The following is a 23,283-nucleotide window of genomic DNA, read 5'->3' on the forward strand; positions in this document are numbered from 1 at the left end:
CTACGACGGGAACGTCAGCGCGCGACCTTGCCGGCCTTGATGCACGAGGTGCAGACGTTGAGCCGCTTCGGCGTCCGCCCGACCACGGCACGCACGCGCTGGATGTTGGGATTCCAGCGACGGGACGTACGGCGGTGCGAGTGCGAAATGCTGTTGCCGAAGCTCGGCCCCTTGCCGCAAACGTCGCAGTTGGCAGCCACGGGTCACTCCAAAACTTCAGATGCACTTACAGTGAAATCCGGCACGCCGGATTCATTGACTGAAGTGGCGGTACCGGGGGAATGTCCCGACTCTCGTCGGGCAACCGAAGCAGCATACAACGGCTGCGTCGGAGATACGAAACTACCATGGGATCCGCACCCGCCCGCCCCGCCCCCGGACCGCCCGGACCCCCCGGCCGGAGCTACTCTGCGGTGCAGCCAGCCGCCCCCGCCCGTGATCCGAGTCCGTGTTCCGAGGAGGACTTCCAGGTGCCGCAGACCGCCGACGAACCGGATGCCGTGGCGGTACGGACCTGGTGCTCCCTGGCCCTGGAGGCGCTCGGCCGCGAGCGCGCCGCGATCGACGCGATCAACGTCTACCCCGTCGCCGACGGGGACACCGGAACCAACCTCTACCTGACCGTGGAGTCCGCGGCCGCCGCCGTCGAAGCGGTCTTCGCCGCCCATGAGACCGGCACCTCGGTGCCCTCGGCGGCGGACGCGGTACGGGCCATGGCCCACGGGGCGCTGATCGGCGCCCGGGGCAACTCCGGCACGATCCTGGCCCAGCTGCTGCGCGGCATGGCCGGTGTGCTCGCCGACGGCACCGGCGGCGACCGCCTCCGCCTGGCGCTCGACCGGGCCGCCGCCTCCGCCCGGGAAGCCGTCGCCCACCCCGTCGAGGGCACGGTCCTCACCGTCGCGGACCGGGCCGCCGCCTCGGCGGGCTGCGCACCGCCCGGCGCGAACACCGCCGAGGTCGCCCGAGCCGCGTACGAAGGGGCCCGTACCGCCCTGGACGCGACCCCCGGACAGCTCCCCGCCCTCGCCAGGGCCGGGGTGGTCGACGCCGGCGGACGCGGCCTGGTGACCCTGCTCGGCGCCCTCGTCGAGGCCGTCTCGGGACGGGCCCCGGAGCGGCCGTACGAGAACCCCGCCCCGTTCGTCCCGACGCACGCCGGCCCCGAGGAGTGCCCGGCCGCCGAGGGGACCGGGGGCGGCCCCGCCTTCGAGGTCATCTACCTCCTGGAGGCCGGTGACGAGGCCGTCGAGCGGCTGCGCGCCCGGCTGGACGGGCTCGGCGACTCCCTGGTGGTGGTCGGCGGCGACGGCCTGTGGAACGTCCATGTGCACGTGGACGACGCGGGGGCCGCGGTGGAGGCCGGCGTCGAGGCCGGCCGGCCGTACCGCATCCGCATCACCCACTTCGCCGCCGACCGGGCGCACGCTCGCCCCGAACCCGCCCGGCGCGCGGTCGTCGCGGTCGTCCCGGGCGACGGCCTCGCCGCCCTGTGCGAGCAGGCCGGCGCGACGACGGTGCTCGCCCGGCCCGGGGAGCCGCCCGCCAGCGGCGAACTCGTGGACGCCATCCGCCGCGCCCACGCCCGCGAGGTGGTCCTGCTGCCCAACGACGGCGACCTGCGCCACACCGCCGCCGCTGCCGCCGAACAGGCCAGGGCCCAGGGCGTCCGGGTCGCCCTCGTCCCGACCCGGGCCGCCGTCCAGGGCATCGCGGCCCTGGCCGTCCACGAGCCCGACCGCAGCTTCGACGAGGACGTGGTCGCCATGACCTCGGCGGCCGGCGCCACCCGCTACGCCGAACTGGCCGTCGCCGAACGGCAGTCCTGGACCATGGCCGGCATCTGCCAGGCCGGCGACATCCTGGGCCTGATCGACGGAGACGTCGCCGTCATCGGCCAGGACGTCCCCGGCACCGCCCGCGAGGTCCTGGACCGCATGCTCGCGGCGGGCGGCGAACTGGTCACCCTGGTCCTCGGCGAGGACACCCCGGCCACCCTCGCCGGCACCCTGGAGGAACACGTCCGCGAGGGCTACCTGGCGGTGGACACCACGGTCTACGACGGCGGCCACCAACGAGCCCCGCTCCTCATCGGCGTGGAGTAGCCGGCCCGGAGCGCCACATCGGGCCCGTCCGGCCGGAGGCACCCGACTGGGCCCGTCCGGCGAGGCCATCCGACCGGGCCCGTCCGGCGACCGAGGACGAGGGGGCACACCGGACGGTCCCGGCGCCGAACCACCGCCCCCTCCCCAGCCGGGGCCCTACGCGGTGCGGGCCACGTACGCCCGTACCGACTCCACCTCCGCCCGCCGCGCGTCCACCGTCTCGTCCGCCCCTTCCGGCACGCCCTCGTACGCGGCCACCACCTGCGCCGCCCGCCCCAGCGCGGCCCGGCCCCGGCCCAGGTCCGCCTCCAGCCACGCGGCCATCAGCACGGAGGCCGTGCGCGAGGCCAGCTGCTCGGGGCCGGCCTCGTGGAAGGCCCGCGCCGCCCGGTCCGCGTACCCGAGCGCCTCCTCGTACGCCACCCGCACCGGATCGTCCCCCGCCTCGCCCGGCTCGCCCTCGCAGGACCGGACGATCAGGTCGGCGGTCTGCCCGTACGTGCTCGCGAGCTCCGCCCGCAGTTCCGGACGCGCCTCGCACTCCCGCTCCGCACCGGCCATGAACGCCCGCGCCGCGCTCATCCCCGAGGGGCCCTCCCGCAGCGCGATCCAGGCCCGTACCCGCAGCGTCCGCACCAGCCCCGGCACCTCGTCCAGCGACCGCCACAGCTCCCCGGCGCGCGCGTACGCCTGCTCGGCCTCCGCGTTCAGCTCCGCCCGGTACAGGGACTCCCCGGCGAGCTGGGCGAGCATCGCGTGGTCGTGCTGCTCCGGCCAGGCGCGGGCGATGTCCGCAGCCCGCAGCCGGTGCTCCGCCGCCGCCCTCGGCTCGTCCAGCGCCATCAGCCCGTCGCCGAGCCACCACAGCGTCTGGACGAGCATGCCGTCCCCGTGGTCGTCGGCCGAGATGTCGGGCAGGACGGCCTCCAGCACGGCCGCCGCCTCCGCCGCCCGGCCCAGCCCCAGCAGCCGGCCACCGAGCTGGTGCCGGGCGTAGACCCCCAGCGACTCGCTCTCACCGGCCTCGTCGGCCCAGTGCGAGGCGTCAAGAGTGCGGTCCGCCGCCTCGGCGAGCTGCCCGGTCGCGGCCAGCGCCTCGGCCAGCTGGAGAAGGAGCCGGGCCCGGCCGGACGGGCTCACCAACGTCTCGCCGTGCTCCAGCGCCGCCCGCGCGGCCCGTTCCGCCGTCGCGTGGTCGTGCAGCCGGCCGGCGGTCCGCGCCGTCCGTGCCTCGTAGTCCACGGCGCTCCAGGGCAGCCCCGCCCCGTGCGCCTCGGCGGCGGCCCGCTCGTACAGGCCGAGGGCGCCGGGGTCGTCGCCCCGGTGGGCCGCGACATCCCCGAGGTGGCCCAGCGCCTCCGCGATCCTGGTGGCGACCCGGCCCTCGCCGCGCCGGGGCTCGGCGAACGCCAGCACCTCCCGGGCCGCCTCCTCCAGCTCCGCGACGGCGGCCAGGTGCGCTTCCTCGTCCGCCGCCCGCAGCATCCGCTGCTCGGCGATCCGGGCCCGGCAGACCAGGACTCCGGACGCCTGCCGTGCCGTCGCCCCGCCCCGGGCGTGCAGCGCGAGGGCCTGCTCCACGAGCGGCGCGATCAGGGCCTCCGCCTCATCGGTCTCCCCGTCCAGCGCACGGGCGAAGACCCCCCGGGCGCTGGCGGCGACGGCCTCGCCCGCGTCGTCCCCGGCCTCGTACAGCCCGGCCGCCTTCTCGAACGCCCGCGCGGCCCCGGCGGGCGGCAGGGTGCCGTCCATCGCGAGGTGGTCCTCCAGCGTCGCCCGGTCCAGGTCCGCGAGGACGGCCCCCTCCGCTTCGGCGCGCGCGGCGACCGCCCGCCAGGCGGCCCCGGCCTCGGGGCGCAGCGCCTCGGACAGCCGGCGCGCCTCGGCGAGCAGCGCCGCCAGGTCCGGCACGTCCGCGCCCCCGGCGGCCACCTGCGGTACGGGGGCGGGCCGGGCCGTGCTCACCGGCCGCGCCGCCCGTATGCCGAGTGGCAGCCGGTCCAGCAGCGGGACCCGCGCCAGCCGTTCGCGCACCTCCCCGCCCACGTACCCGTTGCCGTTGCGCTCGTCGAAGCGGGCGGCCAGGGCCAGCGCCCGGCTCCGGGCCCCGACGGCCAGCGAGGCGGCTGTCCACTCCGTCCCGGCCGGGCCGGGCACCGACTGCCCGCCGTGGCCCAGCGCGGTGAGCCGGTCCATCAGCAGGGCGGTCACGGTCAGGAAGCTCATCAGGCTGCTGGGGTTCCCGCTGTCCGTGAAGTACGCTGGCCGCTCGGCGAGGATCTCCAGGCCCCGGGCCTCGTTGCCGGTCAGCGCGCAGAACTCGATGTGCAGCGCGGCCGAGTAGCGCATGCTCTCCATCGGCCGGACCATCCGGTAGCCGCGCAGATGGTGCGCCCGCGCCTGCTCAGCGCGCCCCGTCCGCAGCAGCGGCAGCAGGGAGGACGCCAGCACGGCGTGCGGCTCGTGCGCGCAGACGTGCTCCCCGTCCAGCACCGGAGCCCAGGTCTTCAGCGCCTCCTCGTCCAGCCCGCGCAGCACCTGCCAGGCGCCCTGCCCGTGCAGTTCGCAGGCGTGGCAGTTGGCCATCCGGTCCCGGTCGGCGGCCAGCCAGGCGGTGTACGCCCGCTCGCCCCGTTCCAGGTCGCCCAGATGCCGGGCGATCTCCAGCTCGCCCTGGCGCACGGCCCGCTCCGAGTGGCCCGCGAGCCGGTAGCGGTGGGCCATCTCGGCCTGCCACTTCTCGATGGAGGCGAGCGGGATGTGCGGCTGGTCGACCATGGAGCTGGAGACCCACTTGAACATCCAGAACAGATGATGGGTCATGAACCGGTCGAAGTCGCCCGGCTGTTCGTCCCACAGCTTCAGCAGCCGCGCGAAGGGCACGAACAGCTTGTCCTTCTCGGAGCTGTAGTTGTAGACCTGAAGCTGATGGACGAGCGCCTCGATCACCAGCGCGCCGTCCCCGCTCTGCTCGGCCTCGGCCAGGAGCCGCTCCGAGCGGGCGTTGCGCGCGGGCCCCTCGGGCTCGTCCTGCATGTCCCGCAGGGCCTGGCGGATCGTCGCTGCGTCGGCGCTCATCGGCCGTCCTCCTGGGGGTTCACGGGCGGGGTGGGGCCGGGGGACGTGGCGCCGGGCGGCGCGGACAGCGGTGGGGCCGGGGGCGCGGCCGGGGGAGCGGCAGGGGGCGCGGCCCACTCCAGGAGACCCATGAAGGCCCGGTTCAGCAGCGCCGAGTCGGCCGGGCGCAACGGACGCTGCGCCATCAGCAGGGCCTGCCCGTACAGCGCCTCCGTCGCGGTCGCCGCCAGTTCCGGGGTGTCCAGCGAACCGATGCGGCGGATCAGCGGGTTGAGCTGGTTCAGTACGAGCCGGGCACGCGGCGCGCTGCCGCGCAACGAGCCCAGAATGCCCGCCCACAGATCGTCCGCCCGCGCCTCGGCCTCGGCCCTGGCCTGCTCATGACGGACCGACCGGTCGTCCAGATGCAGCGCCGGAGTGGTCACCGGGTGGAAGGCGCGCAGCACCACATCGCAGCCCAGCGGGTCGAGCCGGGCCCGCGCCGCCGCGAGGAACGGGCCGAGCGCCAGCTCCTCGGCCGGGTCCACGGCGTCCAGATGCGCGGTCACCGTATCGGCGTCCAGCTCCGCGACCACCGTCCCCGGCCGGGCCGCGGGCAGCCGCTCGACCAGCTCGGTGTCGTACGTGTAGCCGCCGTTGACCACCCCGATGCCCTGCGCCGACGCGATCGGCGCGACCTGCCGGAACTCCTCCACGGTCCGGGTGAAGTGCACCACCGGGTGGCGCCGGGCGAACTCCTCCAGGGACAGCCGGCCGTCCGTCGTCTCGAACGGCAGCCACGGCAGCATCGTGCGCCACATCGCCTCGTCGTGCCTGGCCAGCGACTTCACGCCCAGGTGGTGCACGGACAGGAACTGCGCCAGCCGCTCCGGATCACCCGCCGCGAGTCCCGTCAGCCATTCCCTGATCCGGTCGCCCAGCGCGTCCCGCACGGCGGCCAGCGTCTCGTCCGCGTACAGCGCCTCGCGCGAGGCGGTGGGCCGCAGGGTGTCCGTGTCGATCACGCACCGCACGAAGAACGCCCACTCCGGCAGCAGTTCCTCCGCCCGGTCCGTCAGCAGCATGCCCTTGAGATGCACCCGGTGACCCGCGCGCTGCGCCGGGCTCACCGCCGACGGCAGGACATGGGCCACCCCGCGTATCCCGGCGAGCGGCAGGGCGAGATCGATCGTGTCGAGCGGTGGGAAGCCGAACTGCTCGTGGCAGTGGCGCGCCAGCGCCACCCGCCGCGCGGCCGGGCTCGGATACGCCCGGTCCCACGGGGCCGGCAGCGCCGTGACGGCCGCCTCACCGACCCGGACGTCGTACGGCAGCAGCGAACCGAAGTCACGGGCCAGCGCGAGCACCCGCTCCTCCTCCAGCCACTCGGCGCTCCCCTGCCGGGCGGTCAGATACACGGTGGTCCCGGGCTCCGGGCGCGCGCTGTCGGGCAGCGTACGGACGGTGTACGAACCGTCGTCACGGGCGCACCACTCCACCGGCGGCTCCCCGGGCGTCCGCGCGGACCGGCTCACCACCCGGATCTCGGCGGCCACCACGAAGCACGCCAGCAGCCCGATCCCGAACTGGCCGAGGAACCCGGCACGCGCCGAGGCGAGCGAATCGGCGCCGTCCCGTTTGGAGCTGCGGCCGATCGTGGCGAGCAGGCTGTGCACATCGGCCTCGGTCAGGCCGATGCCGCTGTCCTCCACCCGCAGCCGGCCGTCCCCGGCGTACAGCCGCGCCAGCGCGGGCGCGTCCGGCTCATCGGCCCGGCGGGCGGTGATGGCGTCCACGGCGTTCTGCAGCAGCTCGCGCAGGTAGACGCGGGGCGAGGAGTAGAGGTGGTGGGAGAGGAGGTCGACCAGTCCGCGCAGATCCACCTGGAAGGTGTGCGGTTCCCGGGCGGCGGCGGAATCGGTTGCTGAAGTCTCGGATGTCATCGTCGCAGCGCCGGTGGGGGACCTTTCGGCAGCGCGGGTCGGGCGGTCCCTGGGAGGGTGACCGCGAAGGAGAGGCGTGGGGGAGCCGATCCTAGGTCGCGGCGGCCATTGCGACCAGGGGTTTCCGGGGCCCACGGCGGTGCCCGCCGGACAACTGTCACTGCGGTGGTGTGCAATGGATCGCGTGTCTGCGTTCGACGAACCCCTCAAGAAGCTGCTCGGTGGCGCCACCGCGAAGGTGATGGCGGACCACCTCGACCTGCACACGGTCGGTGATCTCCTGCATCACTACCCGCGCCGGTACGAGGAGCGCGGCCGGCTCACGGCGCTGACCGACCTCCCGCTCGAAGAGCACGTCACGGTCGTCGCCCAGGTCGCCGACGCCCGTGTGCTGACGTTCAACGGGGGCCGCGGCAAGCGACTCGAAGTGACCCTCACCGACGGCCACGGCCGGCTCCAGCTGGTCTTCTTCGGCCACGGCGTCCACAAACCGCACAAGGACCTGCTGCCGGGCCGGCGCGCCATGTTCGCCGGCAAGGTCTCCGTCTTCAACCACAAGATGCAGCTCGCCCACCCCACGTACCAGCTGCTCGACGCCGCCTCCGCGGACGACCCCGGGGCGACCGAGGCCGTGGACGCCTTCGCGGGGAAGCTGCTGCCGATCTACCCCGCCTGCAAGCAGCTCGACTCCTGGCGGATCGCCAAGGCGGTCGACGCGGTGCTGCCCAGCGCCCAGGACGCCGTGGACCCGCTGCCCGACGCCCTGCGCGAGGGCCGCGGCTTCACCTCGCTGCCCGAGGCCCTGCTGAAGATCCACCGGCCGCAGACCAAGGCCGATGTCGCGGCCGCCCGGGACCGGCTGAAGTGGGACGAGGCATTCGTCCTCCAGGTCGCCCTGGCCCGCCGCAGGTTCGCCGACACCCAGCTCCCGGCCGTCGCCCGCCGCCCCGCCCCCGACGGCCTGCTCGACGCCTTCGACGCGAAGCTGCCGTTCACCCTCACCGACGGCCAGCTGAAGGTCACCAAGGAGATCTTCGACGACCTCGCCACCGAACACCCGATGCACCGTCTCCTCCAGGGCGAGGTCGGTTCCGGAAAGACCATGGTCGCCCTGCGCGCCATGCTCGCCGTGGTCGACGCCGGCGGGCAGGCCGCGATGCTCGCGCCCACCGAGGTCCTCGCCCAGCAGCACCACCGGTCCATCACCGAGATGATGGGGGAGCTGGCCGAAGGAGGCATGCTCGGCGGTTCCGACCAGGGGACGAAGGTCGTCCTGCTCACCGGTTCCATGGGCACCGCCGCGCGCCGCCGGGCCCTGCTCGACCTGGTCACCGGCGAGGCCGGCATCGTCATCGGCACGCACGCGTTGATCGAGGACAAGGTCAAGTTCCACGACCTGGGCCTGGTCGTCGTGGACGAGCAGCACCGCTTCGGGGTCGAACAGCGCGATGCCCTGCGCTCCAAGGGCAAACAGCCCCCGCACCTGCTCGTCATGACCGCCACCCCCATCCCCCGCACGGTCGCCATGACGGTCTTCGGCGACCTGGAGACGTCCGTGCTCGACCAGCTGCCGGCCGGCCGCTCACCCATCGCCAGCCACGTCGTCCCCGCCAAGGACAAGCCCCACTTCCTCACCCGCGCCTGGGAACGGGTCCGCGAGGAAGTGGAGAACGGCCACCAGGCGTACGTGGTCTGCCCCCGCATCGGGGACGACGAGGACGACCCCGCGAAGAAGAAGGGGAAGAAGAAGACCGCCGAGGAGGAGGCGACGGCGGACAAGCGCCCGCCGCTCGCCGTCCTGGAGATCGCCGAACAGCTCGCGAAGGGCCCTTTGAGCGGCCTGCGCGTCGAGGTGCTGCACGGCAGGATGCAGCCCGACGACAAGGACGACGTGATGCGCCGCTTCGCCGCGGGCGAGGTCGACGTCCTGGTCGCCACCACCGTCATCGAGGTCGGCGTCAACGTCCCCAACGCCACCGCGATGGTGATCATGGACGCCGACCGCTTCGGCGTCTCCCAGCTGCACCAGCTGCGCGGCCGGGTCGGCCGCGGCTCGGCCCCCGGCCTTTGCCTGCTGGTCACCGAGGCCCACGAGGCGAGCCCGGCCCGCGCCCGCCTCTCCGCCGTCGCCGCCACCCTGGACGGCTTCGAGCTGTCCCGCATCGACCTCGAACAGCGCCGCGAGGGCGACGTCCTGGGCCAGGCCCAGTCCGGGGTCCGCTCCTCGCTGCGGGTCCTGAGCGTCATCGACGACGAGGAGGTCATCGCCGCCGCCCGCCAGGAGGCCGTCACCGTCGTGGCCGCCGACCCGGAGCTGGAACACCTGCCGGAGCTGCGCACCGCCCTGGACGCCCTGCTCGACAAGGACCGCGAGGAGTACCTGGAGAAGGGGTGAGCACGGGCAGGGGCCCCGGGGCGCCCCGTCCCCAGGCCCCGCCGGGCCCCGGAGCGCCCCGTCCCCGCCGACGCCATATCGTGGGAGGCACGGCGCCCGCTCCACCCCGCGCGCCGCCCCGACCCGAGGAACAGTCACCCATGACCCGCGTGATCGCAGGCGTGGCCGGCGGACGCCGCCTGGCCGTCCCGCCCGGCACCGGCACCCGCCCCACATCCGACCGGGCGCGCGAGGGCCTGTTCTCCACCTGGCAGGCGCTCCTCGGCACCCTGGACGGCATCCGGATCGCCGACCTCTACGCCGGCTCGGGCGCCGTCGGCCTCGAAGCGCTCTCCCGGGGCGCGGCCCACGCCCTGCTCGTCGAGGCCGACACCAAGGCCGTCCGCACGGTCCGGGACAACGCCCGCACCCTGGGCCTGCACGGTGCCGAGGTCCGCAGCGGCAAAGCGGAACAGATCGTGACGGGCCCGGCACCCGCGGAGCCGTACGACGTGGTCTTCCTGGACCCGCCCTACGCCGTCACCGACGACGATCTTGGCGAGATCCTGCTCACACTCCGTTCCCAGGGGTGGCTCACAGCCGACGCGCTCGTCACCGTGGAACGCAGCACCAGAGGCGGAGAATTCAGCTGGCCCAAGGGTTTCGAGCCATTGCGGGCCCGTCGCTACGGCGAGGGAACGCTTTGGTACGGTCGCGCCGCCGCTACGTGCGAAGACGCACGATGACCGGACCGGAGAGCGAGGGAATCAAGTTGCGCCGCGCCGTATGCCCGGGGTCGTTCGACCCCATCACCAACGGACATCTCGACATCATCGGCCGTGCCTCGAAGCTGTACGACGTCGTACATGTCGCGGTGATGATCAACCAGTCCAAGAAGGGTCTGTTCACGGTCGACGAGCGGATGGAGCTCATCCGCCAGGTCACGTCGGACTTCGGCAACGTCCAGGTCGAGTCCTTCCACGGACTGCTGGTCGACTTCTGCAAGGAACGCGATATCCCGGCGATCGTGAAGGGCCTGCGGGCCGTCAGCGACTTCGACTACGAACTCCAGATGGCCCAGATGAACAACGGGCTCTCCGGCGTCGAAACGCTCTTCGTGCCGACCAACCCCACCTACAGCTTCCTGTCGTCCTCCCTGGTCAAGGAGGTGGCGACCTGGGGCGGCGACGTCTCCCACCTGCTGCCCCCGGTCGTCCACGAGGTCCTGACCGAACGCCTCGCGCAGCGCTGAGCCGCTGACAGGGCGTCAGCCGCGCACCCCGCAGGTGTCGGACGGGCGCCGACTGGCCGTACAGTCGTCCCGTCCGTCTCCAATCGGCAGTAGAGAGTGGCGAGCACACGGTGGACGTGCAGAAGAAGCTCGACGAGATCGTCGAGACGGTCGGGAACGCCCGGTCCATGCCCATGTCGGCATCCTGCGTGGTCAACCGCGCCGACCTGCTCTCGATGCTCGAAGAGGTGCGCGACGCCCTGCCCGGCTCGCTCGCCCAGGCCGCCGAGGTCATCGGCGGTCACGAGCAACTGGTCGAGCAGGCCCGCCAGGAGGCCGGCCGGATCATCGAGAACGCCCACGCCGAGCGCACCACCCTGGTCTCCGACACCGAGATCGCCCGGCGCTCCCAGGCCGAGGCCGACCGGATTCTCGCCGAGGCCCGCAAGGAGGCCGAAGAGGTCCGCGCCGAGGCCGACGAGTACGTCGACAGCAAGCTCGCCAACTTCGAGGTCGTCCTCACCAAGACCATCGGCTCCGTCGACCGGGGCCGCGAGAAGCTCCTCGGCCGCGGCCGGGGCTTCGACGACCAGGGCTACGAGGACCCGGACTTCACCGAGGCCCCCGAGCGCAGCGCCGACCCGGCCACGCTCCAGCGCCGGGCCGACGAGTACGTGGACACCAAGCTCGGCGCCTTCGAGGCGGTGCTCGCCAAGACCCTGGAGGCGGTCGGCCGGGGCCGGCAGAAGCTGCACGGCCGGGTCGCCACCGACGAGCTGGGCGCGCACATCGCCGCCCAGGACGCGGCGGGCAGCCAGGGCCACACCAGCGACGAGGACCACTGGGCCGGGCTGGCCGAGGTGGCCACCCCGCAGCCGCTCCAGGTCCCCCACCAGTCCGAGCCGCAGTACCCCGCCCAGCCGGAGCCGCAGTACGCGCAGACGTACGCCTACCAGGACCAGTCGCAGCAGGACACCTACCAGGACCAGTCGCAGCAGGACACCTATCAGGACCAGTCCCGGCAGGACGCCTACCAGGGTCAGTCCCGGCAGGACGCCTACCAGGATCCCGCGCAGCAGGACGTCTACGGCTACCAGCAGCAGCCCGACCCGTACGCGGCCTACCAGCAGCAGGGCTACGACCAGCAGGCCCAGGCCGTGATGCCGGCCCAGGGCGGCGGCTACGACGCCTGGCAGCAGCCCGTACCGGCGCAGCAGCCGCTCCAGCAGCACGGCGAGGGCGCCCTCGACGAGACCAGTCTGTTCGACACCAGCATGATCGACCTGGACCAGCTGCGCCGCTACGAGCAGGAGCGCTGACCCCGGACGATCATGCCGCGCGGGCCCGGATTGGGAGCTGAGCGGTGAGTCCAGTATCCTGGATCCTCGGTCGCGCGCATGTCCGCGATCCCGGCTGCCCGCTTCGACTCCGGACCGGTCGGCCCCTCCCACCCCCACCGCGCGTGACGCGTTCGATCCGAAAGCAGGAAAAGCCCTGAACGGCCACCTCGACCACCGAAACCCCCTCGTGTTCGATACGCACGAGCTGGGTCGGCGTCCCGGTGCCATGCAGCGGCTGACCCGCACGGTGGACGCCCCCGCCGATCTCGGTATCGCCGGCGTCATCGGAGTGCCGGAAGGCGCCCCGGTGGAGCTGAAGGTCCGCCTCGAATCCGTCATGGAAGGTGTGCTCGTCACCGGCACCGCCCGTGCGACGGCCGAGGGGGAGTGCGTAAGGTGTCTGGAGCCGCTGAGCCGTGAGGTGGAGGCGGACTTCCAGGAGATGTTCTCGTACCCTGACGCCGATGACCGGAACCGTGGCAAGACCGCGGACCCGGTCGACGACGCCGAGGACGACGAGGACAGGTATTTCCTAGAGGACGGCTTGTTCGACCTCGAACCCGTGCTGCGTGATGCGGTGGTGCTCGCACTGCCGATGCAGCCGGTGTGCAAGGAGACCTGCGCCGGTCTGTGTTCCGAATGCGGAATCAGGCTGGACGAGAATCCGGGCCACCACCACGATGCCGTCGACGCACGTTGGGCGGCACTGCAAGGACTCGCCGAGACCGTTCAGGACGGCGAGAAGGACAACATGGGCGGCGCCGCACCCGGCGTCGACAAGAAGCAGGAGAAGTAGCCGTGGCTGTTCCGAAGCGGAAGATGTCGCGCAGCAACACGCGCCACCGCCGGTCGCAGTGGAAGGCTGCGGTCCCCACCCTGGTTTCGTGCGAGCGCTGCCAGGAGCCGAAGCTGCAGCACATCGCGTGCCCCAGCTGCGGCACGTACAACAAGCGCCAGGTCCTCGAGGTCTGAGCGGCTGGTGAGAGGCCCGATGTCTGAGTTGTCCCACGCCAAGAAGCAGGCAGACAACGTCAACACAGCCTCGTCCCACACGCTTCTGGAAGGGCGGCTCGGTTATCAGATCGAGTCCGCCCTTCTGGTGCGTGCGCTGACCCACCGTTCGTACGCGTACGAGAACGGCGGTCTGCCCACCAACGAGCGGCTGGAGTTCCTCGGGGACTCCGTGCTCGGCCTGGTGGTCACGGACACGCTGTACCGCACCCACCCCGACCTGCCCGAAGGCCAGCTGGCCAAGTTGCGGGCCGCGGTGGTCAACTCGCGTGCGCTTGCGGAAGTGGGCCGCGGCCTAGAACTCGGCTCCTTCATCCGGCTCGGCCGCGGTGAAGAGGGCACGGGTGGCCGGGACAAGGCCTCCATCCTCGCCGACACCCTTGAAGCGGTGATCGGCGCGGTCTATCTCGATCAGGGCCTCGACGCGGCCTCGGAGCTGGTCCACCGGCTCTTCGACCCGCTCATCGACAGGTCCTCGAACCTCGGCGCCGGCCTGGACTGGAAGACCAGCCTCCAGGAGCTCACCGCGAGCGAGAGCCTCGGAGTCCCCGAGTACCTCGTCACGGAGACCGGCCCGGACCACGAGAAGACCTTTACTGCTGCTGCTCGCGTCGGTGGTGTCTCGTACGGCACCGGCACCGGCCGTAGCAAGAAGGAAGCGGAGCAGCAGGCGGCCGAGTCCGCCTGGCGCGAGATCAGCGCCGCAGCCCAGGCGCGGGAGACCGCGGCGAAGGCCGCGGCCGACGGAGGGGTCGCCGACACCCCTGCCGGCCCGTCGCCTTCCACGGACGGTGCTCCCGCCTGACCTGCGAGAACCCCCCGGTGCCAGTCGTGCGCCGGGGGGTTCTCCCTGTCCGCACCCCACCCGTCACCGTCCCGTTCGGGACGCAGAGCCAGGAGCGACACCGTGCCCGAACTGCCCGAGGTCGAAGTCGTCCGCCGCGGTCTGGAGCGCTGGGTCGCCGGCCGGACGGCCGCTGAGGTCGAGGTCCTGCACCCGCGCGCGGTCCGCCGCCACCTCGCGGGCGGCGTGGACTTCGCGGCCCGGCTCGCGGGCGCGCGCTTCGGGACGGCGATGCGCCGGGGCAAGTACCTGTGGGTGCCGCTGGACGACGCGGCGGACTCACTCCTCGGCCACCTCGGCATGAGCGGCCAGCTCCTCGTCCAGCCCGAGGGGGCGCCCGACGAGAAGCATCTGCGGATCAGGATCAGGTTCGCCGACTCCGTCGGCACCGAGCTGCGGTTCGTGGACCAGCGCACCTTCGGCGGGCTCTCGCTCCACGAGAACACCCCCGACGGCCTGCCCGACATCATCGCGCACATCGCCCGCGACCCCCTGGACCCGGCCTTCGACGACGCCGCCTTCCACACGGCACTGCGCCTGCGCCGCACCACGGTCAAGCGCGCCCTGCTCGACCAGTCGCTGATCAGCGGGGTCGGCAACATCTACGCGGACGAGGCGCTCTGGCGCTCCCGGCTGCACTACGACCGCCCGACCGCGACGCTGACCCGCCCCAGGTCCGCCGAGCTGCTCGGCCACGTCCGCGACGTGATGAACGCGGCGCTGGCCCAGGGCGGCACGAGCTTCGACAGCCTCTATGTGAACGTCAACGGCGAATCGGGCTACTTCGACCGCTCGCTCGACGCCTACGGCCGCGAGGGCGAGCCCTGCCACCGCTGCGGTACGGCGATGGCGCGGCGCCCCTGGATGAACAGGTCGAGCTACTACTGCCCGCGCTGCCAGCGCCCGCCCCGGCCTCAGACCTCGCGCGCCGCGTCGTAGCGCTCACGCGCCGCCAGGACCTCGGACATCCGGCCCTCCACGAAGTGGATCAGACCGAGCAGCCGCTCCGCGACCTCGCGCCCGAGCGGGGTCAGCTCGTAGTCGACGCGGGGCGGATTGACGAGCTGTGCCTCGCGGTGCACCAGACCGTCCCGCTCCAGCGCGTGCAGGGTCTGGGACAGCATCTTCTCGCTCACCCCGTCGACCCGGCGGCGCAGCGCGTTGAAACGCAGGCTCCCCTCGTACAGCGCCCCGAGCGTGAGGCTGCCCCAGCGGCCGGTGGCGTGTTCCAGCAGGCCGCGCGAGGGGCACCGCTTGGAGAACACGTCGAACGGCAGATCGGCGTCCTGCCGCTCCTCGGGCGATGCGGTGCTCTGGTCCATGAAAACCAGCGTACGCCCGCACAGCGCTTTCCAGGAGACAGCGGAATCCATGGGGGAAGCGAGTGGGGCGTACGGGGTGGTGCGTACGGGCGGTGCGTACGGCGATGGCGGGCCGGAGGCCGGTCAGAAGCCGAAGTCCTGGGTCCACCAGGGGCCGCCGGCCCCGAGGTGGACGCCGACGCCGAGGGTCTTGTAATCGCAGTTGAGAATGTTTGCCCGGTGGCCGTCGCTGTTCATCCAGGCGTCCATCACGGCCTGGGCGTCGGCCTGGCCGCGGGCGATGTTCTCGCCGCCGAGCCCGGAGACGCCGGCCGCGTCCGCCCGGTCCCAGGGGGTCTTCCCGTCCGGGTCGGTGTGACCGAAGAAGCCGCGCTCGGCCATGTCGTCGCTGAAGTTCTGGGCGAGCGAGGCCAGCGAGGCGCTCGCCGTGACCGGGCTGCACCCGACCTTGGCGCGCTCCTGGTTGACCAGGGCGAGCACGGCGGCCTCGGCGGAGGATGGGGTGGCCGTCGGGGTGCTGCTCCTGGACGGGGCCGGGGCGGAGGCCGAGGGCTTCGGGGCGGCGGGGGCCGCCGGGGCCTTGCTCCCGGCTGCCGTGGTGGCGGGTGCCTTGGAGGCGCTGGAGGCGGGGCGGGCCGACTCCTTCTTCTTGGCGGCCGCCTTCTTGCCGGCCGCGGTCTTCGTCGGCGTGGCCGACTTCGAGGGCGAGGCGGAAGAGGGCGAGGCGGAAGCGGAAGGCGAGGCCGATGCCGAGGCGGAAGCCGACCGGGAGGCGGTCGCGGATGCGGAGGGCGTGCCGGACTTGGTGGAACGCGACTTCGCGGGCCCGGCGGAGCGGTCGGTTCCGCGGCTCGCCTTCGCCGAAGCGGAGGAGCGGTCGGAGGGCTCGGTGGTGGCGCCGCCCTGGGTGAGCAGGTCCGGGGCCGCCTGGGAGCGCACCTGGTCGGCGGTCGGGCCGCCGCCCACGGTGTGGCTGTCACCGCCGGGCAGCAGACCCGAGGCCACGGCGACGGCTCCGACGGCCATGGCCGCCGAGATGCCTATCAGCCCCGTGCGCACGGGTATCGCGGATCGCTTCCTGCGGCCCGCTTCCCGGCGCCGGCCGGCGGCCCCGTCCGCGGACTCCTCAGCGGCGGGAGCTGCGGCGATGCGTCGATGGCGTCCCATCTGCTGTGCCCTTCTGACGACCTGGACGCCGTTTTCGGCGCCCCACGCTCACCCGAACGAGTGAAGCTTTTGCGAGGGGACTGTACGCCATGGCGATTCGCGGGGAAGTGCTCCGCGAGTAATCGACCGGCTAGCGTTCGGGCATGAACGAAGATGCGCGACTCATCGCCTGGGTACGCGGCCGAGTACAGCAAGTAGGGTTCCGCTGGTTCACCAGGGCAAACGCTTTGGAGATCGGGGGCCTCACCGGTTTCGCCCTCAATCTGGACGACGGCAGGGTGCAGGTCGTGGCCGAGGGCCCGCGTGAGAATTGCCACCGTCTTCTGGAGTGGCTGCGATCGGACGACACACCCGGCCGCGTTGACGGTGTCACTGAGATATGGGACACGCCGCGCGGGGGATATGAGGGATTCGCGATCCGCTGACCCGGCTGCGGAACGGGGCGGGAAAGGGGCTCGTGTTCGGGCCGTGTTCGAAGCGCGGCGCGGGGTGACGGCAGGTGCCCCCGTCGCGCGTACACATGAAATGACCTGCGGAATGACCCGATGGTTGCCAAGATTCGGTTGGCGTGCCAGGCTGCCGCAGTAACGATGATCTCCGGACCCCTGAGGGCCCCGCTGGAGAGTCGCGCCGCATGATCGTTCCGCCGCGCGCCCCCGGGACGCCTGCCTCAGCGGGGTGTGATCGTGTTGACCGTCAAACTTTTTGGTGAGACTCTGAAATCCCCGCGCACCTTAGCTGTTCGGCAGAGCTGGTAGGCAGCAGGACAGCAGTGACACAGAGGCACTGCCGAGCACCGCGGGTGCGATCCCTCACGACCCACACCGCATCGGTCGGTCACTCATTGTGGAGGACCATCCATCATGGCAAAGGCGCTTCTCGGTTACGTCGGCGGTTCCGACCCGCGACTCCTCGCCGAGATGCGACGGCTTCAGCAGCGCGTCCAGGACCTAGAGTCCGAACTCGTACGCATTCAGGACGAGAACGACGCGCTCAACGCCGCCGCCCAGCACCAAGAGTCGCTGCTCGACAGCATCGACATCGACGTACCCCAGGCGGAGCCGGCGCTGACCTGACCCGATCGAGAGGCCCTCACGGGCCGGTCGGGCGGTACACGCCAACCGCACGGGCACATCGCCGGATCATCACCGGATCATTGAAGGTCAATCGCGGGCCGGACGGCCGCAGAATCGCGTTGATCTGCTTCTCCTCGGCCTCGTCATTGATCCGGTAACGCGCGTCTTCATGGAGATGCACGATTCTGCGTGAGACGCATGATCCAGAATTACAGGGGACGCTTCGGCGTCCCTTCTTTCTTTTCCCCTTCGCCCCGCGCAGGTCCCGCCCCGGACGTACACCCCTTCCCTTACCGTCTGATGTGCCCTGCCCCTTCATCGGTGAAACCGAGAGCGAAAGGTAGAGTCCGGCGGCGTGCACCTCAAGGCCCTGACCCTGCGCGGTTTCAAATCGTTCGCCTCCGCCACGACCCTTCGCTTCGAACCGGGGATCACCTGCGTGGTCGGCCCCAATGGCTCGGGCAAGTCCAATGTGGTGGACGCGCTCTCCTGGGTCATGGGGGAACAGGGGGCCAAATCCCTGCGCGGCGGCAAGATGGAGGACGTGATCTTCGCCGGGACCACCGGCCGGCCGCCGCTGGGCCGGGCGGAGGTGTCGCTGACCATCGACAATTCCGACGGTGCCCTGCCGATCGAGTACGCCGAAGTGACGATCACGCGGATCATGTTCCGCAACGGCGGCAGCGAATACCAGATCAACGGCGACACCTGCCGGCTGCTCGACATCCAGGAACTGCTTTCCGACTCCGGCATCGGCCGCGAGATGCACGTCATCGTCGGCCAGGGCCAGCTGGACTCCGTCCTGCACGCCGACCCGATGGGCCGCCGCGCCTTCATCGAGGAGGCCGCCGGCGTCCTCAAGCACCGCAAGCGCAAGGAGAAGGCGCTGCGGAAACTGGACGCGATGGGGGCGAACCTGGCCAGGGTGCAGGACCTCACCGACGAGCTGCGGCGGCAGCTGAAGCCGCTCGGCCGGCAGGCGGCGGTGGCCCGCAGGGCCGCGGTCATCCAGGCCGATCTGCGTGACGCCCGGCTCCGCCTCCTCGCCGACGACCTCGTGACGCTGCGCACCGCCCTGCGCGGCGAGATCGCCGACGAGGCCGCGCTCAAGCGGCGCAGGGAGGCCGCCGAGGCGGAACTCAAGGCCGCACTCGGACGCGAGGCCGGGCTGGAGGACGAGGTGCGGCGGCTGACGCCCCGGCTCCAGCGCGCCCAGCAGACCTGGTACGAGCTGTCCCAGCTGGCCGAACGGGTGCGCGGCACGATCTCACTGGCCGACGCCCGGGTGAAGAGCGCCACCGCCCCGCCCGAGGAGGAGCGGCGCGGCCGCGATCCCGAGGACATGGAGCGCGAGGCGGCCCGCGTCCGCGAGCAGGAGGCGGAGCTGACCGCGGCCCTGGAGGCGGCGGAACACGCGCTGGAGGACACCGCCTCCCACCGCGCGGAGCTGGAACGCGAGTTGGCGGCCGAGGAACGCAGGCTCAAGGACGCCGCCCGCGCCCTGGCCGACCGCCGCGAAGGGCTCGCCCGGCTGCACGGCCAGGTCAACGCCGCCCGCGGCCGCGCCGGTTCGGCCCAGGCGGAGATCGACCGGCTGGCCGCGTCCCGCGACGAGGCGCGGGAGCGTGCGGTCGTGGCCCAGGAGGAGTACGAGCAGCTGAAGGCCGAGGTCGACGGCCTGGACGCCGGGGACACCGAGCTGGGCGAGCGCCACGAGGCCGCCCGCCGGGAGCTGAAGGAGGCCGAGGCGGCGCTCTCCGGGGCCCGCGAGGAGGCCACCGCGGCCGAACGCCGGCGCGCCGCCCTCGCCGCCCGGCACGACGCGCTGGCCCTCGGGCTGCGGCGCAAGGACGGTACGGGGGTGCTGCTCGGGGCCCGCGACCGGCTCGCCGGGCTGCTCGGACCGGCGGCGGAGCTGCTGACGGTGGCCCCGGGGTACGAGATGGCGGTGGCGGCGGCGCTGGGCGCGGCGGCGGACGCGGTCGCGGTGACGGACCCGGCCACGGCGGCCGAGGCGATCCGGCTGCTGCGCAAGCAGGACGCGGGCCGCGCTGCCCTGCTCCTCGGCGGCGTGCCCCCGGGCTCGGACGCGGTGGGCCACGTACCCGGCCAGGGGGCCCAGGCGCACCCGCCGCAGGTCGTCCTTCCCGGGCAGAGCGCCCAGGCCGTGGACGCCCCGGAGGCGGCGGCCGGCCTCGGGCGGCCCGCGGACGCCCCTGAGCCCGCGGACGCCCCTGAACCCGGGGACGCCCCGGAGCGCGGAGGTGCCGCCGCCGACCGGCTGCCGGTACCGGTCGTCGTCGCCGGTCCGGGGGCGCCCGCCGTCGCCGATCTCGTCGGCGGCCCCGCCGGGCTGGTGGCCGCCGTCCGCAGGCTGGTGCGGGACATGGTCGTCGTCTCCACCCTGGAGGACGCCGAGGACCTGGTGGCCGCCCGTCCCGAGCTGACGGCGGTGACCGGCGAGGGGGACCTCTTCTCCGCGCACTTCGCGCACGGCGGCTCGGCGGGCGCGCCGAGCCTCCTCGAAGTGCGGGCGTCCGTGGACGAGGCGGCCGCCGAACTCGCCGAGCTGGCCGTCCGCTGCACGGAGCTGGCCGAGGCGCAGCGCCTCGCGGCCGAGCGGCGGACCGCGTCGGCGGCGCTGGTCGAGGAGCTGGGGGAGCAGCGGCGGGCCGTGGAGCGGGAGCGGTCCGGGGTGGCCCAGCAGCTCGGCCGGCTGGCCGGTCAGGCGCGGGGCGCCGCCGGTGAGGCCGAGCGCATGGACGCGTCGGCCGCCCGTGCACAGGAGGCGCTGGAGCGGGCCACCGAGGAGGCCGAGGAGCTGGCCGAACGGCTGCTCGTCGCCGAGGAGGCGGCCGGTGACGGCGCGGACGACGAGCCGGACACCGGAGTGCGCGACCGGCTCGCGGCCGACGGTGCCAACGCCCGCCAGACCGAGATGGAGGCCCGGCTCCAGGTCCGTACGCACGAGGAGCGGGTCAAGGCGCTCGCGGGGCGCGCCGACTCGCTGGACCGGGCCGCGCGGGCCGAGCGCGAGGCGCGGGCGCGGGCCGAGCGGCGCCGCGCCCGGCTGCGGCACGAGGCCGAGGTGGCGTCCGCCGTGGCGTCGGGCGCCCGGCAACTGCTGGCCCACGTCGAGGTGTCGGTCGTGCGGGCGGAGCGGGAGCGGGCGGCGGCCGAGTCGTCGAAGGGGGAGCGTGAGCGCGAGCTGGCGGCCGAGCGGCTGCGGGGGCGTGATCTCAAGGCGGAGCTGGACAAGCTGACGGACTCGGTGCACCGGGGTGAGGTGCTCGGCGCCGAGAAGCGGCTGCGCGTGGAGCAGTTGGAGACGAAGGCGCTGGAGGAGCTGGGCGTGGAGCCGGCCGGGCTGGTGGCCGACTACGGGCCCGACCAGCCGGTGCCGCCCTCGCCGGCCGCCGAGGGCGAGGAGCTGCCCGAGGATCCGGAGCATCCGCGCAACCTGCCGAGGCCGTTCGTCAGGGCCGAGCAGGAGAAGCGGCTCAGGGCGGCCGAACGGGCGTATCAGCAACTCGGGAAGGTGAATCCGCTCGCCCTTGAGGAGTTCTCGGCGCTGGAGGAGCGGCACAAGTTCCTCTCCGAGCAGCTGGAGGACCTGAAGAAGACCCGGGCCGATCTGATGCAGGTCGTCAAGGAGGTGGACGAGCGGGTCGAGCAGGTCTTCACCGAGGCCTACCGGGACACCGCCCGCGAGTTCGAGGGTGTCTTCTCGCGCCTCTTCCCGGGCGGTGAGGGGCGGCTGATCCTGACCGATCCGGACAACATGCTCGCGACCGGTGTGGACGTCGAGGCACGCCCGCCGGGCAAGAAGGTCAAGCGGCTCTCCCTGCTGTCCGGCGGGGAAAGGTCCCTGACGGCAGTGGCGTTGCTGGTCTCGATCTTCAAGGCGAGGCCGAGTCCGTTCTATGTGATGGACGAGGTCGAGGCGGCGCTGGACGACACCAATCTCCAGCGGCTGATCCGGATCATGGAGGAGCTCCAGGAGAGCTCGCAGCTCATCGTGATCACGCACCAGAAGCGGACGATGGAGGTCGCCGACGCCCTGTACGGCGTCTCGATGCAGGGCGACGGCGTCTCGAAGGTGATCAGCCAGCGGCTCCGCTGAGCTTTGACGCGATCTTCAGGACTTCAACCTGACCTTTGGGGTACCAGGGGGTGGTTCCCGGCTCTTACCCCAGTGTTGACTTCAAAACTTGAAGACATAGTCTCTGCGACGTCTACTTTGCCTTCAAGTGGTAGCCGATAAGAAGTTATGTACCACTGGGAGGAGCTCACCCCCCACGCCTGTCGTTGCGGCCAGGCACCAGGAGTTCATGTGACCAGCACATCGCAGGGACCGGAGTCCGGAGCCAGGGCGGCCCACCCGGACCACCTCGGCCATGTCATCTTCATCACCGCCGCGGCCGCTATGGGTGGCTTCCTCTTCGGCTACGACAGCTCCGTCATCAACGGCGCCGTCGAGGCGATCCGCCACCGGTACGACATCGGCTCGGGCACCCTGGCCCAGGTCATCGCCATCGCCCTGATCGGGTGTGCGATCGGAGCCGCCACGGCCGGCCGCATCGCCGACCGCATCGGCCGCATCCGCTGCATGCAGATCGCCGCCGTCCTGTTCACCATCAGCGCCGTGGGCTCCGCGCTCCCGTTCGCGCTCTGGGACCTGGCGATGTGGCGCATCATCGGCGGCTTCGCGATCGGCATGGCCTCGGTGATCGGCCCCGCGTACATCGCCGAGGTCTCACCGCCCGCCTACCGCGGCCGGCTCGGCTCCTTCCAGCAGGCCGCGATCGTCATCGGCATCGCCATCTCCCAGCTGGTCAACTACGGCATCCTCCAGATCGCCGACGGCGACCAGCGCGGCAAGATCGGCGGGCTGGAGGCCTGGCAGTGGATGCTCGGCGTGATGGTCGTGCCCGCGATCCTCTACGGGCTGCTCTCGTTCGCGATCCCCGAGTCGCCGCGCTTCCTGCTCTCCATCGGCAAGCGGGAGCGGGCCCGGAAGATCCTCGAAGAGGTCGAGGGCGAGAACGTCGACCTCGACGCGCGCGTCGAGGAGATCGAGACCGCGATGCGCCGCGAGCACAAGTCCAGCTTCAGGGACCTGCTCGGCAGCCGCTTCGGCTTCCTGCCCATCGTCTGGGTCGGCATCGGCCTCTCGGTGTTCCAGCAGCTCGTCGGCATCAACGTGGCCTTCTACTACTCGGCGACGCTGTGGCAGTCCGTCGGTATCGACCCGACCGACTCGTTCTTCTACTCGTTCACCACGTCGATCATCAACATCATCGGCACCGTCATCGCGATGATCCTGGTGGACCGGGTCGGCCGCCGCCCGCTCGCCCTCGTCGGCTCCTGCGGCATGGCCGTGGCCCTGGCCTTCGAGGCGTGGGCCTTCTCCGCCGACCTGGTCGACGGCAAGCTCCCCACCACCCAGGGCACGGTCGCACTCATCGCCGCCCACGTCTTCGTGCTCTTCTTCGCCCTGTCGTGGGGTGTCATCGTCTGGGTCTTCCTCGGCGAGATGTTCCCCAACCGCATCCGCGCCGCCGCGCTCGGCGTCGCCGCGTCCGCGCAGTGGATCGCCAACTGGGCGATCACCGCGAGCTTCCCGAGCCTCGCCGACTGGAACCTGTCGGGCACGTACATCATCTACGCCTGCTTCGCCACGCTCTCGATCCCCTTCGTCATCAAGTTCGTCAAGGAGACCAAGGGCAAGGCGCTGGAGGAGATGGGCTAAGACCCCGCTGCCCCCTCCTCGAAACCGTACGGCCCCGCGCGCGTCCGCGAGCGGGGCCGTA

General features: G+C 72.4%; 19 protein-coding genes. 13 read left to right on the plus strand and 6 right to left on the minus strand.

Translation table 11 applies throughout. The annotated features are described in order from the left end of the window. Positions 1-14: 14 nt before the first annotated feature. The gene (gene rpmB / locus P8A18_RS25170; RefSeq protein ID WP_003965989.1) at positions 15-200 is read right to left on the minus strand and encodes a 50S ribosomal protein L28; all 186 of its coding nucleotides are present in this window, start codon (positions 198-200) and stop codon (positions 15-17) included. A gap of 270 nt (positions 201-470) precedes the next feature. Here rpmB and fakA point away from each other — a divergent pair, with 270 nt between their 5' ends. Next, positions 471-2,105 carry a fatty acid kinase ATP-binding subunit FakA gene (gene fakA, locus P8A18_RS25175; RefSeq protein WP_306057877.1) on the plus strand — a complete coding sequence of 545 codons (1,635 nt, stop codon included), beginning with the start codon at positions 471-473 and terminating at the stop codon, positions 2,103-2,105. Between the two features lie 156 nt (positions 2,106-2,261). On the opposite strand, the gene P8A18_RS25180 is transcribed toward fakA, so the two are convergent. Together P8A18_RS25180 and P8A18_RS25185 are read right to left on the minus strand one after the other, a co-directional pair. Further along, positions 2,262-5,183, minus strand: a complete 2,922-nt coding sequence (locus P8A18_RS25180) for a tetratricopeptide repeat protein (RefSeq protein WP_306057879.1) — start codon at positions 5,181-5,183, stop codon at positions 2,262-2,264. Beyond that, positions 5,180-7,105, minus strand: coding sequence for an HSP90 family protein (locus P8A18_RS25185; protein WP_306057880.1), 1,926 nt, complete (start codon positions 7,103-7,105; stop codon positions 5,180-5,182). Before P8A18_RS25185 ends, P8A18_RS25180 begins: the two co-directional genes overlap by 4 nt. A 175-nt stretch (positions 7,106-7,280) precedes the next feature. On the opposite strand from P8A18_RS25185, the gene recG reads away from it, so the two are divergent. The 8 genes from recG to mutM all read left to right on the plus strand — a co-directional run bounded on the left by recG (position 7,281) and on the right by mutM (position 14,844). After that, positions 7,281-9,500, plus strand: coding sequence for an ATP-dependent DNA helicase RecG (gene recG / locus P8A18_RS25190; protein WP_306057881.1), 2,220 nt, complete (start codon positions 7,281-7,283; stop codon positions 9,498-9,500). A 140-nt stretch (positions 9,501-9,640) separates the two neighbouring features. Then, the gene (rsmD, locus tag P8A18_RS25195; protein WP_306057883.1) at positions 9,641-10,225 is read left to right on the plus strand and encodes a 16S rRNA (guanine(966)-N(2))-methyltransferase RsmD; all 585 of its coding nucleotides are present in this window, start codon (positions 9,641-9,643) and stop codon (positions 10,223-10,225) included. Between the two features lie 26 nt (positions 10,226-10,251). Continuing rightward, positions 10,252-10,731: a pantetheine-phosphate adenylyltransferase gene (gene coaD / locus P8A18_RS25200; protein ID WP_306061143.1), complete on the plus strand. Its 480-nt coding sequence runs from the start codon at positions 10,252-10,254 to the stop codon at positions 10,729-10,731. A gap of 110 nt (positions 10,732-10,841) precedes the next feature. Further along, complete coding sequence (locus tag P8A18_RS25205) at positions 10,842-12,029, plus strand: F0F1 ATP synthase subunit B (RefSeq protein ID WP_306057885.1); 1,188 nt, start codon at positions 10,842-10,844, stop codon at positions 12,027-12,029. 208 nt (positions 12,030-12,237) lie between these two features. After that, positions 12,238-12,846, plus strand: a complete 609-nt coding sequence (locus tag P8A18_RS25210) for a YceD family protein (RefSeq protein WP_306057887.1) — start codon at positions 12,238-12,240, stop codon at positions 12,844-12,846. A 2-nt stretch (positions 12,847-12,848) separates the two neighbouring features. After that, positions 12,849-13,022 (plus strand): 50S ribosomal protein L32, encoded by a 174-nt coding sequence (gene rpmF, locus P8A18_RS25215; protein WP_003965982.1) that lies wholly within the window; start codon positions 12,849-12,851, stop codon positions 13,020-13,022. Between the two features lie 19 nt (positions 13,023-13,041). Further along, entirely contained in the window at positions 13,042-13,866 is an 825-nt protein-coding gene (gene rnc / locus P8A18_RS25220) for a ribonuclease III (RefSeq protein WP_306057889.1), read from the plus strand. Positions 13,867-13,968: 102 nt separating this feature from the next. Then, positions 13,969-14,844: a bifunctional DNA-formamidopyrimidine glycosylase/DNA-(apurinic or apyrimidinic site) lyase gene (gene mutM / locus P8A18_RS25225; protein ID WP_306057891.1), complete on the plus strand. Its 876-nt coding sequence runs from the start codon at positions 13,969-13,971 to the stop codon at positions 14,842-14,844. Here the strand turns inward: mutM and P8A18_RS25230 are convergent. Together P8A18_RS25230 and P8A18_RS25235 are read right to left on the minus strand one after the other, a co-directional pair. Beyond that, entirely contained in the window at positions 14,820-15,227 is a 408-nt protein-coding gene (locus tag P8A18_RS25230; protein ID WP_306057893.1) for a winged helix-turn-helix transcriptional regulator, read from the minus strand. The genes mutM and P8A18_RS25230 overlap by 25 nt on opposite strands. A 123-nt stretch (positions 15,228-15,350) precedes the next feature. After that, the gene (locus P8A18_RS25235) at positions 15,351-16,394 is read right to left on the minus strand and encodes a CAP domain-containing protein (RefSeq protein ID WP_306057895.1); all 1,044 of its coding nucleotides are present in this window, start codon (positions 16,392-16,394) and stop codon (positions 15,351-15,353) included. 143 nt (positions 16,395-16,537) lie between these two features. Here P8A18_RS25235 and P8A18_RS25240 point away from each other — a divergent pair, with 143 nt between their 5' ends. After that, on the plus strand, positions 16,538-16,819 hold the full coding sequence (locus P8A18_RS25240; protein ID WP_026249641.1) for an acylphosphatase: 282 nt from the start codon (positions 16,538-16,540) through the stop codon (positions 16,817-16,819). 438 nt (positions 16,820-17,257) lie between these two features. Beyond that, positions 17,258-17,470 (plus strand): hypothetical protein, encoded by a 213-nt coding sequence (locus P8A18_RS25245; RefSeq protein ID WP_018551753.1) that lies wholly within the window; start codon positions 17,258-17,260, stop codon positions 17,468-17,470. A 16-nt stretch (positions 17,471-17,486) separates the two neighbouring features. Here the strand turns inward: P8A18_RS25245 and P8A18_RS25250 are convergent, their stop codons facing one another. Continuing rightward, positions 17,487-17,651, minus strand: a complete 165-nt coding sequence (locus P8A18_RS25250; protein WP_306057899.1) for a hypothetical protein — start codon at positions 17,649-17,651, stop codon at positions 17,487-17,489. Positions 17,652-17,825: 174 nt separating this feature from the next. Between P8A18_RS25250 and P8A18_RS25255 the strand changes: the two genes are divergently transcribed. Continuing rightward, positions 17,826-21,593, plus strand: coding sequence for an SMC hinge domain-related protein (locus tag P8A18_RS25255; RefSeq protein WP_306057901.1), 3,768 nt, complete (start codon positions 17,826-17,828; stop codon positions 21,591-21,593). Positions 21,594-21,803: 210 nt separating this feature from the next. Continuing rightward, positions 21,804-23,222, plus strand: a complete 1,419-nt coding sequence (locus P8A18_RS25260) for a sugar porter family MFS transporter (protein ID WP_306057903.1) — start codon at positions 21,804-21,806, stop codon at positions 23,220-23,222. Positions 23,223-23,283: the final 61 nt, after the last annotated feature.

The sequence above is a fragment of the Streptomyces sp. Mut1 genome (assembly GCF_030719295.1).
Classification (GTDB): domain Bacteria; phylum Actinomycetota; class Actinomycetes; order Streptomycetales; family Streptomycetaceae; genus Streptomyces; species Streptomyces castrisilvae.